The sequence below is a fragment of the Arthrobacter sp. UYNi723 genome (assembly GCF_054057635.1).
Window position 1 is genome coordinate 19,744 of the sequence record NZ_JBSRZM010000012.1, and the last position, 16,904, is coordinate 36,647.

Below are 16,904 nucleotides of genomic sequence, written 5' to 3' on the forward strand. Positions count from 1 at the left end.
ACAAGAATGGATCAAGCCGCCGGTTTCGGTCACGGGAAGATAACGAGTGGCCTTGCCCACAGCCCGTGGGAAGTGTGGCAGCCCTCTGTCTGCTGCCGCGCCGACTAGGCTTGATGGAGCGCCCGCAGCGCCAGCTGTTCCGTCACTGAAGGAGTTCACAACCCGTGGCACCAAGTTCTGATTACACCGCCCGGCACCTTTCTGTCCTGGAGGGCCTCGAGGCCGTCCGCAAGCGCCCCGGCATGTACATCGGTTCCACCGATTCGCGCGGGCTGATGCACTGCTTGTGGGAGATCATCGACAACTCGGTGGACGAAGCGCTTGCCGGATTTGGGCACGACATCAAGATCATCCTGCACGCGGACAACTCGGTGGAAATCCACGACGACGGCCGCGGCATCCCCGTGGACATGGAACCCAAGACGGGGCTCACCGGCGTCGAGGTGGTCTTCACCAAGCTCCATGCGGGCGGCAAGTTCGGCGGCGGGTCCTATACGGCCTCCGGCGGCCTGCACGGCGTGGGCGCCTCCGTGGTGAACGCCCTGTCTGCGCGCCTGGACGTAGAAGTGGACCGCGGCAGCAAGACCTACAAAATGTCGTTCCGCCGCGGCGAGCCTGGGCGCTTCAAGGACCAGGGATCCAAGCTGGACCCGTCGGCAGTGTTCGCGCCGTTTGTGGACGGCTCGGTGCTGGATGTGGTGGGCAAGGCGAAGCGTGGTGTGACCGGGACCCGGATCCGCTATTGGGCGGACCGCCAGATTTTCACGCCGGACGCCAAGTTCTCCTACGACGAACTGGCCGCACGGGCACGACAGACCTCCTTCCTGGTACCGGGACTCAAGCTCACCGTCCGCGATGAGCGCAGGCTGCCCGGTACCCCCGGTGAAGCAGCCGGCCACGAAGAGGTGTTCCACCACGACGGCGGCCTGTCCGAGTTCGTCGAGTTCCTGGCCGCCGATCCCGGCGTGACCGACGTCTGGCGGCTGCACGGCTCAGGCAAATTCAAGGAAACCGTGCCGGTACTCGACGAACGGGGCCATAGCCAGCTCGCCGAGGTTGAACGTGACTGCGAAGTGGACGTGGCTCTCCGGTGGGGCATCGGCTATGACAGCACCGTCCGCAGCTTCGTCAACATCATCGCCACGCCCAAAGGCGGAACCCACCAGTCGGGCTTCGAGCAGGCGCTGGTCAAGACGTTCCGGAAAGCAGTGGAGGCCAACGCCCGCAAGCTGAAGGCCGGCAACGACAAGATCGAGAAGGATGACATCTTCGCCGGCCTGACGGCTGTCCTGACGGTCCGGCTGGCCGAACCGCAGTTCGAAGGCCAGACGAAGGAAATCCTGGGCACCTCCGCCGTCCGCGCCATCGTCTCGAAGGTGGTGGAGCAGGAGATCACCGCAAAGCTGAATTCGGCCAACCGGAACGACAAGGCCCACTCTGCGCTGCTCCTGGAAAAAATCGTCAGCGAGATGAAGTCCAGGATTTCCGCGCGGGTGCACAAGGAAACCCAGCGGCGCAAGAATGCCCTGGAAACCTCCTCCATGCCCACCAAGCTTGCCGACTGCCGGACGGACGACGTCGACCGTTCCGAACTCTTCATCGTGGAAGGCGACTCCGCACTGGGAACCGCCAAGCTGGCGCGGTCCTCGGACTTCCAGGCGCTGCTGCCCATCCGCGGCAAGATCCTGAACGTGCAGAAGGCGTCCGTGGGTGACATGCTGTCCAACACGGAGTGCGCTGCGCTGATCCAGGTAGTGGGTGCGGGATCCGGACGCAGCTTCGACATCAACGCGGCCCGGTACGGCAAGGTCATTCTCATGACCGACGCCGACGTCGACGGAGCCCACATCCGGACCCTGCTGCTGACACTGTTCTTCCGGTACATGCGCCCCATGATCGACGCCGGACGGGTCTATGCTGCCGTGCCGCCGCTGCACCGGGTGGAGGTCATCAACGCCGGGCAGAAAGCCAACGACATGATCTACACCTACTCGGAGGCGGAACTCCATGTGCTCCTGGCCCGGCTGGCCAAGGAAGGCAAGCGCTACAAGGAACCGATCCAGCGGTACAAGGGCCTGGGCGAGATGGACGCCGGACAGCTTGCCGAGACCACCATGGACCCGCGGCACCGGACGCTGCGCAAGGTGGGGATCGAGAACGCCAAGCATGCGGAAGACACGTTCGACCTGCTGATGGGATCCGATGTTGCCCCCCGCAAAGACTTCATCATCGCCGGCGCCTCCAGCCTGGACCGGGAGCGGATCGACGCCTGATGTCCGGGGCGGCACAGCCCTGTGATGGCTAGGCCGGCGTCGGCACAGCCCATGCCAGGTTCAGTCCACGACGGCGGTTCCATCCACGGCGTCGGTTCAGCCCAGCAGGCCCGGCACAATCAGCAGGGCGGTGGGCACGGCCAGGAGCAAGGCGGAGCCGGCAAGCACCATCCCGCGGGCGGCGGCAGGCAGCTGCGGCTCAGGGGACAGCAGCCGGCTGACCCGGGAGATGGTGGTCCGGGCAGAACCTGAGACGGCGCCGGTGGGCGCCTCAAGACCGTCCAGGGCAAGGCCGGGGTGCGCGGACGGTACGGCGGCGGCCGCCATGCTTCCCGCCATCCCCGCCCCCATCCCCGCCCCCATCCCTGCCGTCATACCTCCGGTAGGTCCGCTGGCAACAATGGCGATCGCCTTGATGAGCGTGGCCTTGCTTTCCGTCTTCAGCGCGACGTCGTCCGCCAGCATTTCGATGAGCGAGTTCACCGACTCCTGAGCGAGGCGGGTGGTGGGCAGCCAGGGGAGCGCCTGGCGCCACGCGGCAAACGCCCAGAGCAGGAGATGGTGGCGCTGGTTAAGGTGGGCATTCTCGTGGCTCAGGACGGCCCGCAATTCAGCCGGCTCCAGCGCGGCCATCAGGCCGTCCGAGAGCACTGTGACGGAGCGGGCCCCGCCCGGCAGGCAATAGGCAACAGGTGAATCGTGGCTGATGACCACCGTGCGGGCCGCATCGACGGACGGGGCGGCCAACAGGGCCAGGAGTTCCCGGTGCCTACGCCGCTGCCGTTCGATCTTGTAGTAGGTCAGCAAGAGGGTGAAGACCAGGTGGGCGGTGAGCAGCGCCGCGGCGGACAGGGCGAACAGATGCCAGAAGCCCAAGGCCGTGGTGGGCGCGTTGAAGAGGACCATATCCGCCAGCCCGCGAAGCCCGGAGATGAGGTTGTCACCGATCGGTTCAAGCCCGTAGACCAGCATGGCGCCGATCATGGACAGCCCGCCCGCAAGTGCTATTGCCTGCCACAGCAGCATGGCCGTGAACGGTGACCGGGCAGGCCACGAGGCACGGGAAAGCAGGATAGGCACTGGCCACGCCAGGACTATCGCGAGGACCGCCAGCAGGTACGAGGTCCAGAACATGGTCCGCTAGATGTGGCCAAGCAGTTTGCGCAGTGTTTCCGCTTCACTGTCCGTCACGGAGCCGATAAACCGTGCCAGCACGGCTTCACGGTCAGGCGCTGAGCCCAGCACTTCGTGCATCAGCTCCGCGGTGTGGTCTTCCCTGCTGGAAACGGCCTGGTAGCGGTGCGGCCGCGTACCGCGTTCCCGCTCCACAAGGCCCTTCTTCTCAAGCCGTGAGAGGACGGTCAGGACCGTGGTGACGGCAAGCTCCTTGCCCTCATGCCCGGCAGCATCCCCTTTTGCCTCGGTGGTTGTTGCCAGTCTGTCGCGCAGGGTATTCGCGGTGGCTGCTTCGTGGCCCGCCCAGAGCAGATCCATCACTGCCCGTTCCAGTTCGCCAAGACTTGCCATTGAGATACATCCTTCGATTTCCCCGCACCGGGCCGTTGAGGGCCGCGGTGACTGCACTAGCGCTACAGATACAAAAACAAAGTTACCTGTTTTTCGCCTGAGTTTCTACGTACGGTAGAACACTCGGCGCGCCGCGGCCTTGTGGGCGCCACTTCCACATGGAACTGTTGGTTTACAGTGCCCGCCGCATTGTTCTACACTCTGTAGAAGTCAAAGTTCTACGTATCGTAGAAAAGTTGCTCCGCCAACCCGAGGGACTGCTGTGGAAGCTCTGGAAATCGCACGCTGGCAATTCGGCATCACCACCGTCTACCACTTCATGATGGTGCCCCTCACCATCGGACTTGGCCTGGTGGTGGCCGTAATGCAGACGCTCTGGCACCGCACCGGCAAGGTGGAATACCTCCGGATGACCAAGTTCTGGGGCAAGCTCTTCCTGATCAACTTCATCATGGGCGTGGCCACCGGCATTGTGCAGGAATTCCAGTTCGGCATGGCCTGGAGCGAGTACAGCCGCTTCGTTGGAGACGTGTTCGGGGCGCCGTTGGCCCTGGAGTCGCTGCTGGCCTTCTTTGTTGAGTCCACGTTCCTGGGCCTGTGGATCTTCGGCTGGAAGCAGCTGAAGCCGGGCATCCACCTGGCCTGCCTCTGGGTGGCCGTGGTGGGATCGGTGTTCTCCGCCTACTTCATCATCGTGGCCAACAGTTGGATGCAGCATCCGGTGGGCGCGGAGATTATTGACGGCCGGCCGGTCATGACGGACGCCTGGGCCGTGTTCACCAACAACACGGCCCTGGTGGCCTTTCCGCACACGCTGATGGGAGCCCTGGCCGTTGCCGGCGGTTTCCTCCTGGGCATCGCCTGGTACCAGCTCTGGCGCAGGCGCACGGACGGCATCGATACCATCGGTGCCGACGGGAAGGTGATTCCCGGCGAAGCCGCCATCCCCGGCCGGGACCGGACCGATTACAAAGTGTGGATCCGCTCGTTGCGGATCGGCGCCGTGGTCGCCATGATCTCGTTCGCCGGCACCGCCCTGACCGGCGACCTGCAGGGCAAACTCATGTTTGAGCAGCAACCCATGAAGATGGCCGCGGCCGAGGGCGCCTGCCACGACGGCACCGGTTTCTCCGTGCTCAGCGTCGGGAACCTTGGCTCGAAGAACTGCGATGAGATTGTTGCACTGATCGAGGTTCCGGGCATCCTCTCCTTCCTGGCCAATGGCGACTTCACCACGGAGGTCAGGGGCGTCAACGGACTCCTGGACCAGTACAAGGCCGACTACGGAACCCATCTGCCGGACAACCCGATCTACGGCGAGCGGGCCGGCCAGGAGATCGAGTACGTCCCGGTTATGGAAGTCACTTACTGGGGCTTCCGGATGATGATCGGCTTCGGCGGCCTTGCGGCACTGGCGGCGCTCATCGCGCTGTGGGTGACGCGGAAGGGCACCGTGCCCGCGTCCCGTTGGCTGATGCGCCTGGCGGTGTTCGGCATCCTTGCCCCGTTCGGCGCCAACGCGGCCGGCTGGATCTTCACCGAGATGGGCCGGCAGCCGTTTGTGGTGGCCCCCAACCCGGACCTGAACGGCATCGACCAGGTGTTTATGTTCACCGCGGCCGCAGTCTCACCAGGAGTGTCGGCCGGTGAGTTGCTGACGTCATTGATCGTCCTGACCGCCGTCTACGCCGCGCTGCTGGTGGTTGAGGTCAAGCTCCTGGTCAAGTTCATCCGGGGCGGTGTGGTGTCCGCGATGCCGGAACTTGCCCACAGCCCGGCCGACGAAAACGGGGGCGCCAACAAGGGCCCCGGCAATGGCAAGCCCGCCGACGACGTCCTGGCATTCGCCTACTAAGAAGAGCAGAGGATACTCGAGCATGGAACTGCTGCCCACCATCTGGTTCATCGTCATCGCGGTGCTTTGGACCGGTTACCTCTTCCTTGAAGGCTTTGACCTCGGCGTGGGGATGCTGATGAAGCTTTTTGCGCGGAACAACACCGAGCGCAGGGTCCTGCTGAACACTGTCGGTCCGGTCTGGGACGGCAACGAGGTCTGGCTGATCACGGCCGGAGCCGCAACGTTTGCGGCGTTCCCGCTGTGGTACGCCTCGCTGTTTTCCGCCCTCTACCTCCCGCTCCTGTTGGTGCTGGTTGCCCTTATCTTCCGGGCCGTGGCATTCGAATACCGCGGCAAGGGTGACACGGACACATGGCGGGCGCGCTGGGACTGGGCCATCGCCTTGGGCTCCTTCTTTGCCGCCTTCGGTGTCGGCGCTGCCCTGGCCCTGACCACCACCGGCCTGCCGCTGAACGCGAACGGTGACCGCGAAGGCGGTGCGTTCGCATGGTTCAGCGGTTACGCCGTACTGGGCGGGCTGGCCGTGGTGGGGTTCTCCCTGCTGCACGCGCTGGCGTTCCTCGCATTGAAGACCGACGGCGACATCCGCCACCGTGCGCGCCGCTGGTTCGTCCGGCTGCTTCCGGTCCTGCTGCTGCCCCTGGCCGGCTGGGCACTGATTATCCAGTTCCTGGAGGGCAAGCCGTGGACCTGGGCGGCCGTGATCGTGGCCGTGGTGGCCGCGGCAGCGGCGTGGTTCCTGGCCCGGCGGGGATCAGAAGGCAAGGCGTTTATGGCGATGGGAGTCTTCCTCCTCCTCGGCAGCGCGTCAATTTTCGGTGCGGTGTTCCCGGTAGTCCTGCCCTCCACGCTGGACCCTGCCTTTGACCTCACTGTCGCCAACGCGTCGTCGTCCGATTACACGCTCGGGCTCATGAGCGTGGTGGCAGCCGTTGGCCTGCCCCTCGTGATCACCTACCAGGCATGGACCTACTGGGTGTTCCGGCGCCGGGTCAGCGCGTCCCAGATCCCCGCGGCGCACAGCTTCCTGCCGGCCATTGCCGTCCGGGCATTCACCACGAAGGACTGACCGGCCGTGCGCCCAGACTTTCCGGCCGGACCGGCCACACGCTCCGCCATCTACTGGCTTGGCCTGCTGGCAGCGCTGAAGGCGCTGTCACTGGTCCTGATGGGGCAGGCCGTGGCTGCCATGCTGGCCGGGCTGGCCACCGGGAACGGGTCGTGGGCCGAGCAGTTGCCCTGGGGCCTGGCGGGCGTTGTCCTAAGGTCCGCCACCGTCTGGGCCCAGGGCATCGCCGCGCGCCGCGCCGCGCTGGGCATCAAGGAGGAACTCCGCTCCGAGCTGCTGGCCCGGGCCCTGCGGAACGGTGCCCGGAGCACTGGCCCGGCCGATGGCGGGCTGGCCGTCCTGGCTACGCGCGGGCTGGATGCGCTGGACAGCTACTACACGCAGTTCCTCCCCGCTCTGGTGAACTGCGCCGCGATCCCGCTGCTGCTCGGGGCCCGCATCCTGTTCACTGACTGGGTCAGCGCGGTGGTGATTGTCCTGACAGTTCCGCTCGTTCCGCTGTTTATGGTGCTGATTGGCCGCTACACCGAGGACCATGTCCGCGAGGCCCAGGAAACCCTGACCCGGCTGTCCGCACACATGCTGGAACTGGCCAAGGGCCTTCCCGTGCTGGTGGGACTGGGCCGTGCCACCGCGCAGCGCAAGGCCCTCGAGGAGATCTCGGAGGAATACCGCGCCAGGACCATGGGGACGCTGCGCACCGCATTCCTGTCCGCACTGGCGCTGGAACTGATCGCAACCATTTCCGTCGCAGTGGTTGCCGTGTTCATCGGCGTCCGCCTGGTGCACGGCGACATGCCGCTTGAGGCCGGCCTCCTGGCGCTGATTCTTGCGCCGGACTGCTACCTGCCGCTGCGCGAGCTGGGCACCGCCCACCACGCCAGTGATGACGGCCGGGCGGCCCTGGCCGAGACCAGGAAGGTCACTGGCGCACCCGAGCCGCAGCCGCTGCCCGCACAGGGACGCGAAGCTGCCGCGTCCGACGGCGGCAGCCGGGGTTCCGTGCCCGGGGCCGGGGGAGTGACGGTCACCGACCTCAGTGTCACGTACTCCGGACGGTCCGCTCCCGCCGTCGGGCCGTTAACGTTCACTGCCCCGCACGGGCTGATCACCGCCCTGGACGGCCCCAGCGGCGCCGGCAAAAGCACCGTCCTTGGCGTGCTGGCCGGGACCCTCGGGGACGGCGGCGGAACCACCGTGTCCGGCCGCCTCTCCGGCCTGGGACGCGACGCGATCGCCTGGGTCCCGCAGCACCCGGTCATGGTGGCGGACTCCGTGCTCGAGGAGGTCATGCTGTACCTCGGTGGCGGAAGGGGCTCAGATACTCCGGCAGCAGCCGAGGCGGCCACGGATTGTCTGGCCGCTGCGGCTGCCGGGCACCTCGCCGGCCACCATCCGGCCGAACTGAGCCCGGGCGAGCTGCGGCGCGTTGCGCTGGCGCGCGGCCTGGCCCGCATCAGGTCCGGTGCCACCTTGCTGCTTCTCGACGAGCCCACCGCACACCTTGACGGCGTGTCGGCGGCGCTGGTGCAGGACTCGATCCGTGCGCTCCGGGGCCAGGTCACCGTCATCCTGGTGGCCCACGACCAGCAGACCCGCGAGCTGGCTGACCACCTGGTGCCTGTTTCCGTCCACGGCGTCACGGCGCCCTCCGACGGAGCCGTGCTGTCAGCAGGGACAGGGCCGTCCGGAACCGTGTGCGATGGCGGAACGGGGGCCATTGTGGAGCAAGAGCATGCCCCGGAAATTTCCGGGCGTCACCCGGCGAGGACCCAGGACCCCGCGGCAGCGGATTCCCGGCCAGGCGGGACTTCCCGCCTCCTGGCCGGCCTGCTGTCACCGGTCGCTGGCCGGTTCACCGGCGCCGCCGTGGTGGGGACTTTTGCCGCCCTTTTCGCTGTTGCCCTGTCCGGCCTCTCCGGCTGGCTTATCATCAGGGCCAGCGAACAGCCGCCCATCCTGTACCTGCTCACTGCCATCGTCGGGGTGCGGTTCTTTGGGATCGGGCGCGCCGTCCTGCGCTACTGGGAACGGCTCCTGCTGCACGATGCCGTGTTCGGCGCCCTCACCCGCCTGCGCGGCAGGCTCTGGGAATCACTGAGCCGCAAGGCACTCTCACTCCGGCGGCTCCTGCAGGGCGGCAACGTCCTGGGTACGGTGATTGACGACGTCGACACCGTCCGGGACCTGCTGCCGCGGGTTGTGCTGCCGCCCGCCACGGCGCTCGCCGTGGCCGGTTCAACGCTGGTGGCAAGCGCCTTCGTGGCGTCTGCCGCTCTGCCGGCCGTTGCCTTGGCAGCAGCTGTCAGCCTGTTCGTGGCGCCGGCCGCCGCCCTGTGGGGGGACCGCCGCTCGGCCACAGCGGAACAGCGCCTGCGGGCACGCGTCCTGCGGCGTACGTCCGCTGCGCTGGATGCCCGGGCGGAGCTGCACGCGAACGGCATCGCTGCAACAGTCCTGGACGCGCTGCGCGCCGAGGACCGCCTGGCCACCCGGGCATCGCAGCGTTCCGCCTGGGCCGAAGGCCTCGGCCAGGCCATCACCGTCGCTGCCTGCGGCACCGCCGCCTTGGCTGCTGCCGTGCTGACCGCACCCCAGGTGCTGGCAGGAACCATGGAGCCCGCCACGGCCGCGGTTGTTGTCCTGCTGCAGCTTGCACTCGTGGAACCGTACGCGGCGATGACGACGGCGGTGCGCCAGTACCCGGCGCTTCGCAGCGTTATGCGCCGGGTCGGTGAGTCAGGGGTGCTGGATGGCGGCGCCACGGAAACCGGGGCCGGCGACGGCCTGCATGCTGTCCCCGCCCGTTCCGGTGCCGCCGCGGGGGTTGAACTGGAAAGCGTTGGGGCGGCGTGGCCCGGCGGGGAACCTGTGTTCTCCGGGGTCTCCGCAACGGCCGGACCGGGCACCTGGCTGGCGGTCACCGGACCGTCCGGTGCGGGGAAATCCACGCTGCTCGCAGTCCTGCTGGGATTCCTGCCGGCCGCCACCGGCCGGGCAGCGGTGACCGGGACGGCGGCCTGGTGCCCGCAGGAGGCACACCTGTTCGATTCGACGCTGCGGGGCAACCTGATGCTGGGCGTCCCCTCCGCAGCGGCGGTGCCGGGTGCTTCTCCTGCATGCGGCGGCGGCGGTGATGGTGACGGTGCGCCTGCCGCCGGTGAAGCCGAGCTGGAAGCGGCGTTGGCCGCCGTCGGCCTCAGCGCCCTGGTGTCGCGGCTGCCGGCCGGGCTGGACACCCGGATCGGGCCGGGTGGTTCCTTCCTCAGCGGCGGCGAGCGGCAACGGCTGGCCGTGGCGCGGACCCTGCTGACGGGGGCCGAAGTTATCCTGCTCGACGAGCCCACGGCTCATCTGGACGCACAGTCGGGACGGGAGATGCTGGCAGACCTCCGCGCCGGCCTGAAAGACCGCACAGTAGTCATGGTCACCCACAATCCGGCCGACATCCAGCCGGATGACGCCCGGCTGGAGCTCTCGGCAGTGTCCCGGACGGGCACGGCTGCTTCGCTGGTGGGTTGAGTCCCCTCAGCCGTCCACATCGTGGAGGTGATGGACGACGTCGTGCAGGAAGTACTGGGCCAGCGTCAGGACCGTGAATTCGGAACCGTTGCTGCGCAGGCCCCGCCGTCCCCACTCTGACTCCCGGACGCCGGCGAAGGACTCGGCAATCTGCTTGCCCTCGGCCGTCAGTTCGGCGCTGACCACGGCGGGATCGGCATTGGCGTAATCCTTTTCGACTGCCGTTTGGTCCTGGTCCCAGTTCTCAAACCGGGCGCCGTCGGCGTCGAGCATAAGGTTCAGCCGCTGGTCGAACAGCGTGAAGACGTCGCGGACGTGGCAGGCATATTCCAGCGCCGACCACGTCCTGTCATCCGGGCGTTCTGCAACGTCAGGCCGGCGGAGGACGGCCCGCCAGCGCGGGAGCATGTTTTCCACGCTGCCCGGCACCGTGGCCGGTGTGGCGGTGGAAGCATCGAAGGAGCACTCGGGGCACGGCCGGGAGAGGACCCAGGTCCAGTCCTTTTCATCAGGAATGATAGGCATGGCAGCAGTCTAGGACGGATCGCTCCAGGCCATGGCCGGACCCACCGCGTCCACTGCCTGGGACAGCGGAATCCCCGAACCGTCCCGCCGGCCGTGCTCCTGCGGCAGCGACCTGGCAACACCGGCCAGCGATGAGGCCTTCGCCGGTCCGTGCCCGGCCCACGCCAGCAGCAGCGTGTCTTCGCCCTTGAGGAACCTGTGGGCGCGAACGCCGGCTGTCGCACGGCCCTTGGCAGGGTATTCGGCGAAGGCCGTCACTTTCGCCGCACCCGGAGCGGTGCCCGGCAGGGCGCCGTTCGTGCCCGCAATGGTGACCACCACGGCGTCGTCGTCGGCGGCGGTGACCGCCCCGAAGAACAGCACCTGGTCCCCGGCGCCGAGCTTGATACCCACCATGCCGCCGGCCGTCCTGCCCTGGGCCCGGACGTTGGCGGCGCTGAAACGGAGCAATTGAGCCTCACGGGTCAGGAACACCAGATCGGTCTCCTCAGACCCGGCCGGCGCCACACCCACCACCTCGTCCTTGTCCTTGAGCGCAATGACTTCCCAGTCCTCGCGGTTCAGGGGGTAATCGGGCTGGACCCGCTTTACCACACCCTGGGCGGTGCCGATGGCCAGGACTTCATCCAGCGGAGCGAACGCCACCAGCGCTTCACCCTTCAGCAGCGTGATGAAGTCCTTGGCCGGAACACCGCCGGCGAGGTTGGGCAGGCCGGACATCGGCGGCAGCACCGGCATGTCCATGACCTGAAGCCGCAGCATCCGGCCCTGTGAGGTGACCGCCGCTATTACCCCGCGGGCCGAGGTCTTGACCACTGAACGGAAAACGTCGTGCTTGGCCCGCGGCCCGGACTCGGCGAGGGGCTCCTGGTTGGACGTGCGCGCGATCTGGCCCGACGCCGTCAGGATGGCCCAGCAGGGATCGTCCGAGATCTCCAGGGCGAGCGGCGCGGCCTGGCCTTTGCCGTTGGGGGCGGCCGCCAGGGCTGCGGCCACGGTGGGGGAGACGGCCTCGGATTCGAGCAGGACCGTCCGCCGCGGCGTGCCGTATTTTTCGGCGATTTCGCCGAGTTCGGAGGACACAAGTCCGCGCAACCGCTCCTCGGAGCCGAGGATGGCTTCCAGTTCCGCGATCTCGCGGCGCAGCTCCTCCTGCTCCTTTTCAAGCTCTATCCTGGAGTACTTGGTCAGCTGCCGCAGCCGCAGTTCCAGAATGTAGTTGGCCTGGATTTCGGAAAGATCGTAGATGGACATCAGCCGGACCCTGGCCGCCGCCACCTCATCCGAGGAGCGGATGATCTGGATGACCTCATCAATGTCCACGATGGCGATCAGGAGGCCCTCCACCAGGTGCAGGCGGTCCTTCTTCTTGCCCAGCCGGAACGACGTCCGCCGGCGCACCACATCGATCCGGTGCTCCACGTACACGGAAAGCAGCTTTACCAGGCCGAGGGTCTGCGGCTGGCCGTCCACCAGCGTCACGTTGTTGATGCCGAAGGAATCCTCCATCGGCGAGTAGCGGTAAAGCTGCTGGAGAACGGCGTTCGGGTTGAACCCGTTTTTCAGCTCGATGACCAGGCGCAGGCCATGCTGGCGGTCCGTCAGGTCAACGATGTCACTGATCCCGGTCAGTTTCTTGCCATTGACGGCGTCCTTGATCTTCTCGATCACCTTTTCGGGGCCCACCATGTAGGGAAGCTCGGTGACCACCAGGCCGGTGCGCCGGGCCGAGAGCTGCTCGATCTCCACCTTCGCCCGGGTCTTGAAGGAACCGCGTCCGGTGGCGTAGGCGTCCCGGATGCCGTCCAGGCCCACGATCCGGCCGCCTGTTGGCAGGTCCGGCCCCGGCACAAAGCGCATGAGGTCATCGAGGGTCGCGTCCGGGTAGGCGATCAGGTGCCGCGCGGCGGAGATGACCTCCACCAGGTTATGCGGGGCCATGTTGGTGGCCATCCCGACGGCGATGCCCGTGGCGCCGTTGACCAGCAGGTTGGGGAACGCGGCCGGGAGGACATCCGGCTGGGTCAGCTGGTTGTCGTAGTTGGGGACAAAGTCCACCACGTCTTCGTCGAGGTGGTCGGTCAGCGTCAGGGCTGCTGCCGCGAGCCTCGCCTCCGTGTACCGGGGGGCCGCCGGACCGTCGTCGAGGGAGCCGAAGTTGCCGTGGCCGTCAATCAGCGGCAGGCGCAGCGAGAAGTCCTGGGCCATCCGCACCATGGCGTCATAGATGGCGGTATCGCCGTGGGGGTGGAGCTTGCCCATGACCTCGCCCACCACACGGGCGCTCTTGACGTGGCCGCGGTCCGGACGCAGGCCCATCTCACTCATCATGTACAGGATCCGGCGCTGGACCGGCTTGAGCCCGTCCCGGGCATCAGGCAGGGCCCTGGAGTAGATCACCGAATACGCATACTCCAGGAAGGAGCCTTCCATCTCGGACGTGACATCGATGTCCACGATGTTCTCGACGAAATCCTGGGGTGCGTCCCCGGCAGGGGCTGGGCTTTGGCGGCGGGCCATAGGGCTGGTGGATCCTTCTGGGTTACGGGTGGTGCTGTGGTCTGGGCGCAGGTGTGGAGGATAACTCCGGGCACACGGCCTGCGCCGTCAGTTTGTGGTTAGGCTAAGCCTATGGTGGATCAGCCCGGGGACGGCGAATATCCGGAACATTGGGAAGCCGATGTCGTGCTCCGTGACGGCGGCACCGCCCATCTGAGGCCCATCCACCCCAGCGATGCCGACGCGGTCCAGGCTTTCCACACCGGGCAATCGCAGAACTCAATCTACATGCGCTTCTTCGCATTCAAGGCCCGGCTGTCCAGCAAGGAGCTCAAGCGCTTCACCGAAGTGGACTACAAGGACCGGGTTGCCCTGGTGATCACCTTCGGCGGCGAAATCCTGGGGATCGGCCGCTACGACCGGCTGGATGACCCCCTCGAAGCCGAAGTCGCGTTCAACATCGCCGACGCCCACCAGGGCCGGGGCATCGGCTCAATCCTGCTCGAACACCTTGCCACAGCCGCCCACGAAAACGGGATCCGCCGCTTCAGCGCCGAAGTGCTGCCCGAAAACCGCAAAATGCTGATGGTGTTCGCCGACGCCGGCTACGACGTCAAACGCCACTTCGACGACGGTGTGGTGAGCCTGGAGTTCAACATCGACCCCACCGAAAAGTCCCGGGCGGTGATGGAGTCACGCGAGCACCGCGCCGAGGCGAGGAGCGTCCGGGACCTGCTGGCGCCGTCGTCCATTGCAGTCATCGGCGCGAGCCGCAAGTGGGGGACCGTGGGGTACCAGCTGCTGGAACACATCATTGAAGGCGGTTTTTCCGGGCAGGTCTACGCCATCAACCCGGAGGCACTGGAGCTCGCCGGAATGCTGTCCTTCGGCCGGATTTCCGAGGTCCCGGAGCCGGTGGGGCTCGCCGTGATCGCCGTCCCCTACGAGGAAGTGGCCACTGTGGTTGACCAGTGCGCCGCGGCCGGGGTCAAGGGGCTGGTGATTGCCTCCGCGGGCTTCGCGGACGACGGCGAACGCGGCCTCACCCGCCAGCGCAACCTGGTCCGCAAGGCCCGGGCCAACGGCATGAGGGTGATCGGGCCCGCATCCCTGGGGATCGTGAACACCCATCCCGACGTGAAACTGAACGCCTCCATGGCGCCCTCACTGCCGCGGCGCGGGGGTCTGGGCCTGTTCAGCCAGTCGGCGGCGATCGGTGTTTCCCTCTACGCGGCGTCTCACCGCCGCAGGCTGGGCCTGTCCACGTTCCTGTCGGCGGGCAACCGCGCGGACGTCTCCGGCAACGACATGATGCAGTTCTGGGAGGACGACGCCGACACCGCCGCCGTGGGCCTCTACCTGGAGTCGATCGGGAACCCGCGCAAATTCTCCCGGCTCGCCCGGCGGCTCGCCCGCACGAAGCCCGTGGTGGTCGCCAAATCGGAAACCATGGGCCTGCGGCTGCCGCCCGGCCACGCCGTCCGGACCACCCAGGCGCCCGCCGGTGCGCTGGACGCCATGATGCGCCAGGCCGGCGTCATCAGGGTAGAGACCATCGAACAGCTGATGGACATCACCCAGATAGTGTCCGGCCAGCCGCTCCCGGCGGGGCCCGGACTGGCCATTTTCAGCAACTCCCTGGCGCTGGGCAAAGTGGTGGCGGACAGCGCCGAGGCCCACGGCCTGACCGTGGATGGCATCATCACGGACGTGGATCTCGACGCCGGCATGTCACTGGCGCTGCCGGCCCTCCGCCGCAGCCTCCAGGACACGCTCGCGTCCGACGCCGTCCACGCCGTGGTGGCCGCGCTGCTGCCGGTGCGTGGCCTGACCGTGGACCATATCGCCGAGGTCCTGGCCGAATGCTCGGCCGCCGCCGGAAAGCCGGTAGTCGCCGCCTTCACCGGCATCCTTGATCCCTCCATCTACGTGGAGGGCATGGTGGGAGGGGTGCCGTGCTTCTCGAACGCCGGTGCGGCTGTGGCGGCGCTCGCCGCCGTCGTGCGCTACGCGGAATGGGTGGCACGGGACCCCGGCCACTTTGTCCAACCCGACGGCTGCGATCCGGAAGGCGCACGGATCCTGCTGGATCAGCTTCTGCGCGATGTCCACGGGGAGCAACTCAAGACCCTCGATCCGGCGTCCGCGGCAGAGCTGCTGGCGCACTACGGCATTGCGGTGCTCCCGTCCGCCGGTTTCGACTCAGAGGACGAGGCGGTTGCTGCCGCCGGCAGGCTGGGCTGGCCGGTCGCGCTGAAAACCACCGACCCGGCGCTCCGCCACCGCCTGGACCTGGGCGGAGTCCGCCTCGACGTCGAGGATCCGGATTCCCTCCGCCGCAACATCGTGCAGATGCGGCGCTCACTGGCACCCTACGGTTCGCCGGCCCTGGAGGTGCAGTCCATGGCCCCGGTGGGGCAGGCGTGCACGTTCCGGGCCATTGAGGATCCGCTGCTTGGACCGGTGGTCTCCTTCGGGCTCGCCGGGGACGCCGTCAACCTGCTGGAGGACTGGGCGCACCGCGTTCCTCCGCTGTCCGCGGACGACGTGAAAGACTTCATCCGTGGGCCCCGGGCCGCCCGCAAACTCCTCGGCTACCAGGGCCTTCCCGCCGTGGATATTGACGCCCTGGAAGAAGTCGCCGGGCGGTTGGCCTGGATGAAGGACAACCATCCGGAAATAGCCCTGGTGGAATTCAATCCGGTCCTCTGCGGAACCCAGGGCGTGTCCATCCTGGCCGCAGATATCCGGATCGGCAACGCAGCCCAGCGTACCGACAGTGCCCGCCGGGCCATGCTGGGCTGACCGCGGTTAGCATGTCCCCGGCCGATCTGTGAAAATGGGGGGATGAGCTCACAGCCTTCCCCGTCGACGCCTTCCACCTCCGGCAGTGACAACCAGGCAACCCGCCCCCACAGCTCACACAGCCACACGCCGCAGGGCCAGAGCCTGGACGGTGCGCTCCAGAAGGCTGGTTTCTACCCGCGCCTGGTGGCCGACGTCGTTGACGACGCCCTGGACGGCCGCGAATGCGTGGCCCACCTGGTGCACCTGGAAACCCACTTTGACCGGGCCGAAGTCCGCCGCCACATCACCGTGCTGGTCCTGACCTCAGACATGCTGGTGATCACCCACGTGGACGACCAGCAGCTCGACGAGGCCGGCGAACAGATCGTGGCCCAGATTTCCACCGAATCCGTGCCCGTCGCGCAGATCCGCTCCGTGGTCCTGAGCTACATGTACTCCCAGCCGCAGGACTACAAGCCCTCGGATCCGGTCCGGGAAGTCACCCTCGCCATTGCCTGGTCCGGCGGCCAACGGCTGGACATGGGGCCCGCGAGCTGCGGAGACCCGCAATGCGAGGCAGACCACGGCTACAGCGGCACCATTGCCCAGGAGGACATCGTCCTGCGGATCAGCGCCGAAGCCGACGGTCCCCAAGCCGTCCAGGACGCCAAACTCTTCGCCCGCGCCCTGCGGGCCGTGAACACCGGCTCCACGGCTCCCGCGCCGCACGCCGGCCAGACGCTCCAGCCCCGGCCCCGGACGGGTGTATTCGGAAACAGGCTTAGCCGCGGGCACCAGCAGCGCTGAGATGCCGGACCAAGGAAAAGCAACAGTCTCCTCAGCC

The 16,904-nt window shown here is 67.2% G+C and carries 10 protein-coding genes; 6 read left to right on the top strand and 4 right to left on the bottom strand.

Annotation, left to right across the window (positions count from 1 at the left end; genetic code table 11):
• The first annotated feature begins 164 nt into the window (after window positions 1-164).
• Window positions 165-2,273: a DNA gyrase/topoisomerase IV subunit B gene (locus ACVWY0_RS10990; RefSeq protein ID WP_485836723.1), complete on the top strand. Its 2,109-nt coding sequence runs from the start codon at window positions 165-167 to the stop codon at window positions 2,271-2,273.
• A gap of 96 nt (window positions 2,274-2,369) precedes the next feature.
• Here the strand turns inward: ACVWY0_RS10990 and ACVWY0_RS10995 are convergent, their stop codons facing one another.
• Both ACVWY0_RS10995 and ACVWY0_RS11000 read right to left on the bottom strand, forming a co-directional pair.
• On the bottom strand, window positions 2,370-3,407 hold the full coding sequence (locus ACVWY0_RS10995) for a M56 family metallopeptidase (RefSeq protein WP_485836724.1): 1,038 nt from the start codon (window positions 3,405-3,407) through the stop codon (window positions 2,370-2,372).
• 6 nt (window positions 3,408-3,413) lie between these two features.
• Entirely contained in the window at window positions 3,414-3,800 is a 387-nt protein-coding gene (locus tag ACVWY0_RS11000; protein ID WP_058929341.1) for a BlaI/MecI/CopY family transcriptional regulator, read from the bottom strand.
• 262 nt (window positions 3,801-4,062) lie between these two features.
• On the opposite strand from ACVWY0_RS11000, the gene ACVWY0_RS11005 reads away from it, so the two are divergent.
• Genes ACVWY0_RS11005 through cydD form a run of 3 tightly spaced genes read left to right on the top strand, consistent with a single transcriptional unit; the run spans window position 4,063 to window position 10,249 of the window.
• On the top strand, window positions 4,063-5,655 hold the full coding sequence (locus ACVWY0_RS11005) for a cytochrome ubiquinol oxidase subunit I (RefSeq protein WP_485836725.1): 1,593 nt from the start codon (window positions 4,063-4,065) through the stop codon (window positions 5,653-5,655).
• Window positions 5,656-5,677: 22 nt separating this feature from the next.
• Window positions 5,678-6,727, top strand: coding sequence for a cytochrome d ubiquinol oxidase subunit II (gene cydB / locus ACVWY0_RS11010; RefSeq protein ID WP_485836726.1), 1,050 nt, complete (start codon window positions 5,678-5,680; stop codon window positions 6,725-6,727).
• 6 nt (window positions 6,728-6,733) lie between these two features.
• Window positions 6,734-10,249, top strand: coding sequence for a thiol reductant ABC exporter subunit CydD (gene cydD, locus ACVWY0_RS11015; RefSeq protein WP_485836727.1), 3,516 nt, complete (start codon window positions 6,734-6,736; stop codon window positions 10,247-10,249).
• A 6-nt stretch (window positions 10,250-10,255) separates the two neighbouring features.
• On the opposite strand, the gene ACVWY0_RS11020 is transcribed toward cydD, so the two are convergent.
• Both ACVWY0_RS11020 and ACVWY0_RS11025 read right to left on the bottom strand, forming a co-directional pair.
• The gene (locus tag ACVWY0_RS11020) at window positions 10,256-10,774 is read right to left on the bottom strand and encodes a DinB family protein (RefSeq protein ID WP_056345336.1); all 519 of its coding nucleotides are present in this window, start codon (window positions 10,772-10,774) and stop codon (window positions 10,256-10,258) included.
• A 9-nt stretch (window positions 10,775-10,783) separates the two neighbouring features.
• The gene (locus ACVWY0_RS11025) at window positions 10,784-13,294 is read right to left on the bottom strand and encodes a DNA gyrase/topoisomerase IV subunit A (protein WP_485836728.1); all 2,511 of its coding nucleotides are present in this window, start codon (window positions 13,292-13,294) and stop codon (window positions 10,784-10,786) included.
• A 111-nt stretch (window positions 13,295-13,405) separates the two neighbouring features.
• On the opposite strand from ACVWY0_RS11025, the gene ACVWY0_RS11030 reads away from it, so the two are divergent.
• Entirely contained in the window at window positions 13,406-16,078 is a 2,673-nt protein-coding gene (locus tag ACVWY0_RS11030) for a bifunctional acetate--CoA ligase family protein/GNAT family N-acetyltransferase (protein ID WP_485836729.1), read from the top strand.
• A gap of 42 nt (window positions 16,079-16,120) precedes the next feature.
• Complete coding sequence (locus tag ACVWY0_RS11035; RefSeq protein ID WP_485836730.1) at window positions 16,121-16,867, top strand: DUF5998 family protein; 747 nt, start codon at window positions 16,121-16,123, stop codon at window positions 16,865-16,867.
• Window positions 16,868-16,904 lie beyond the last annotated feature (37 nt).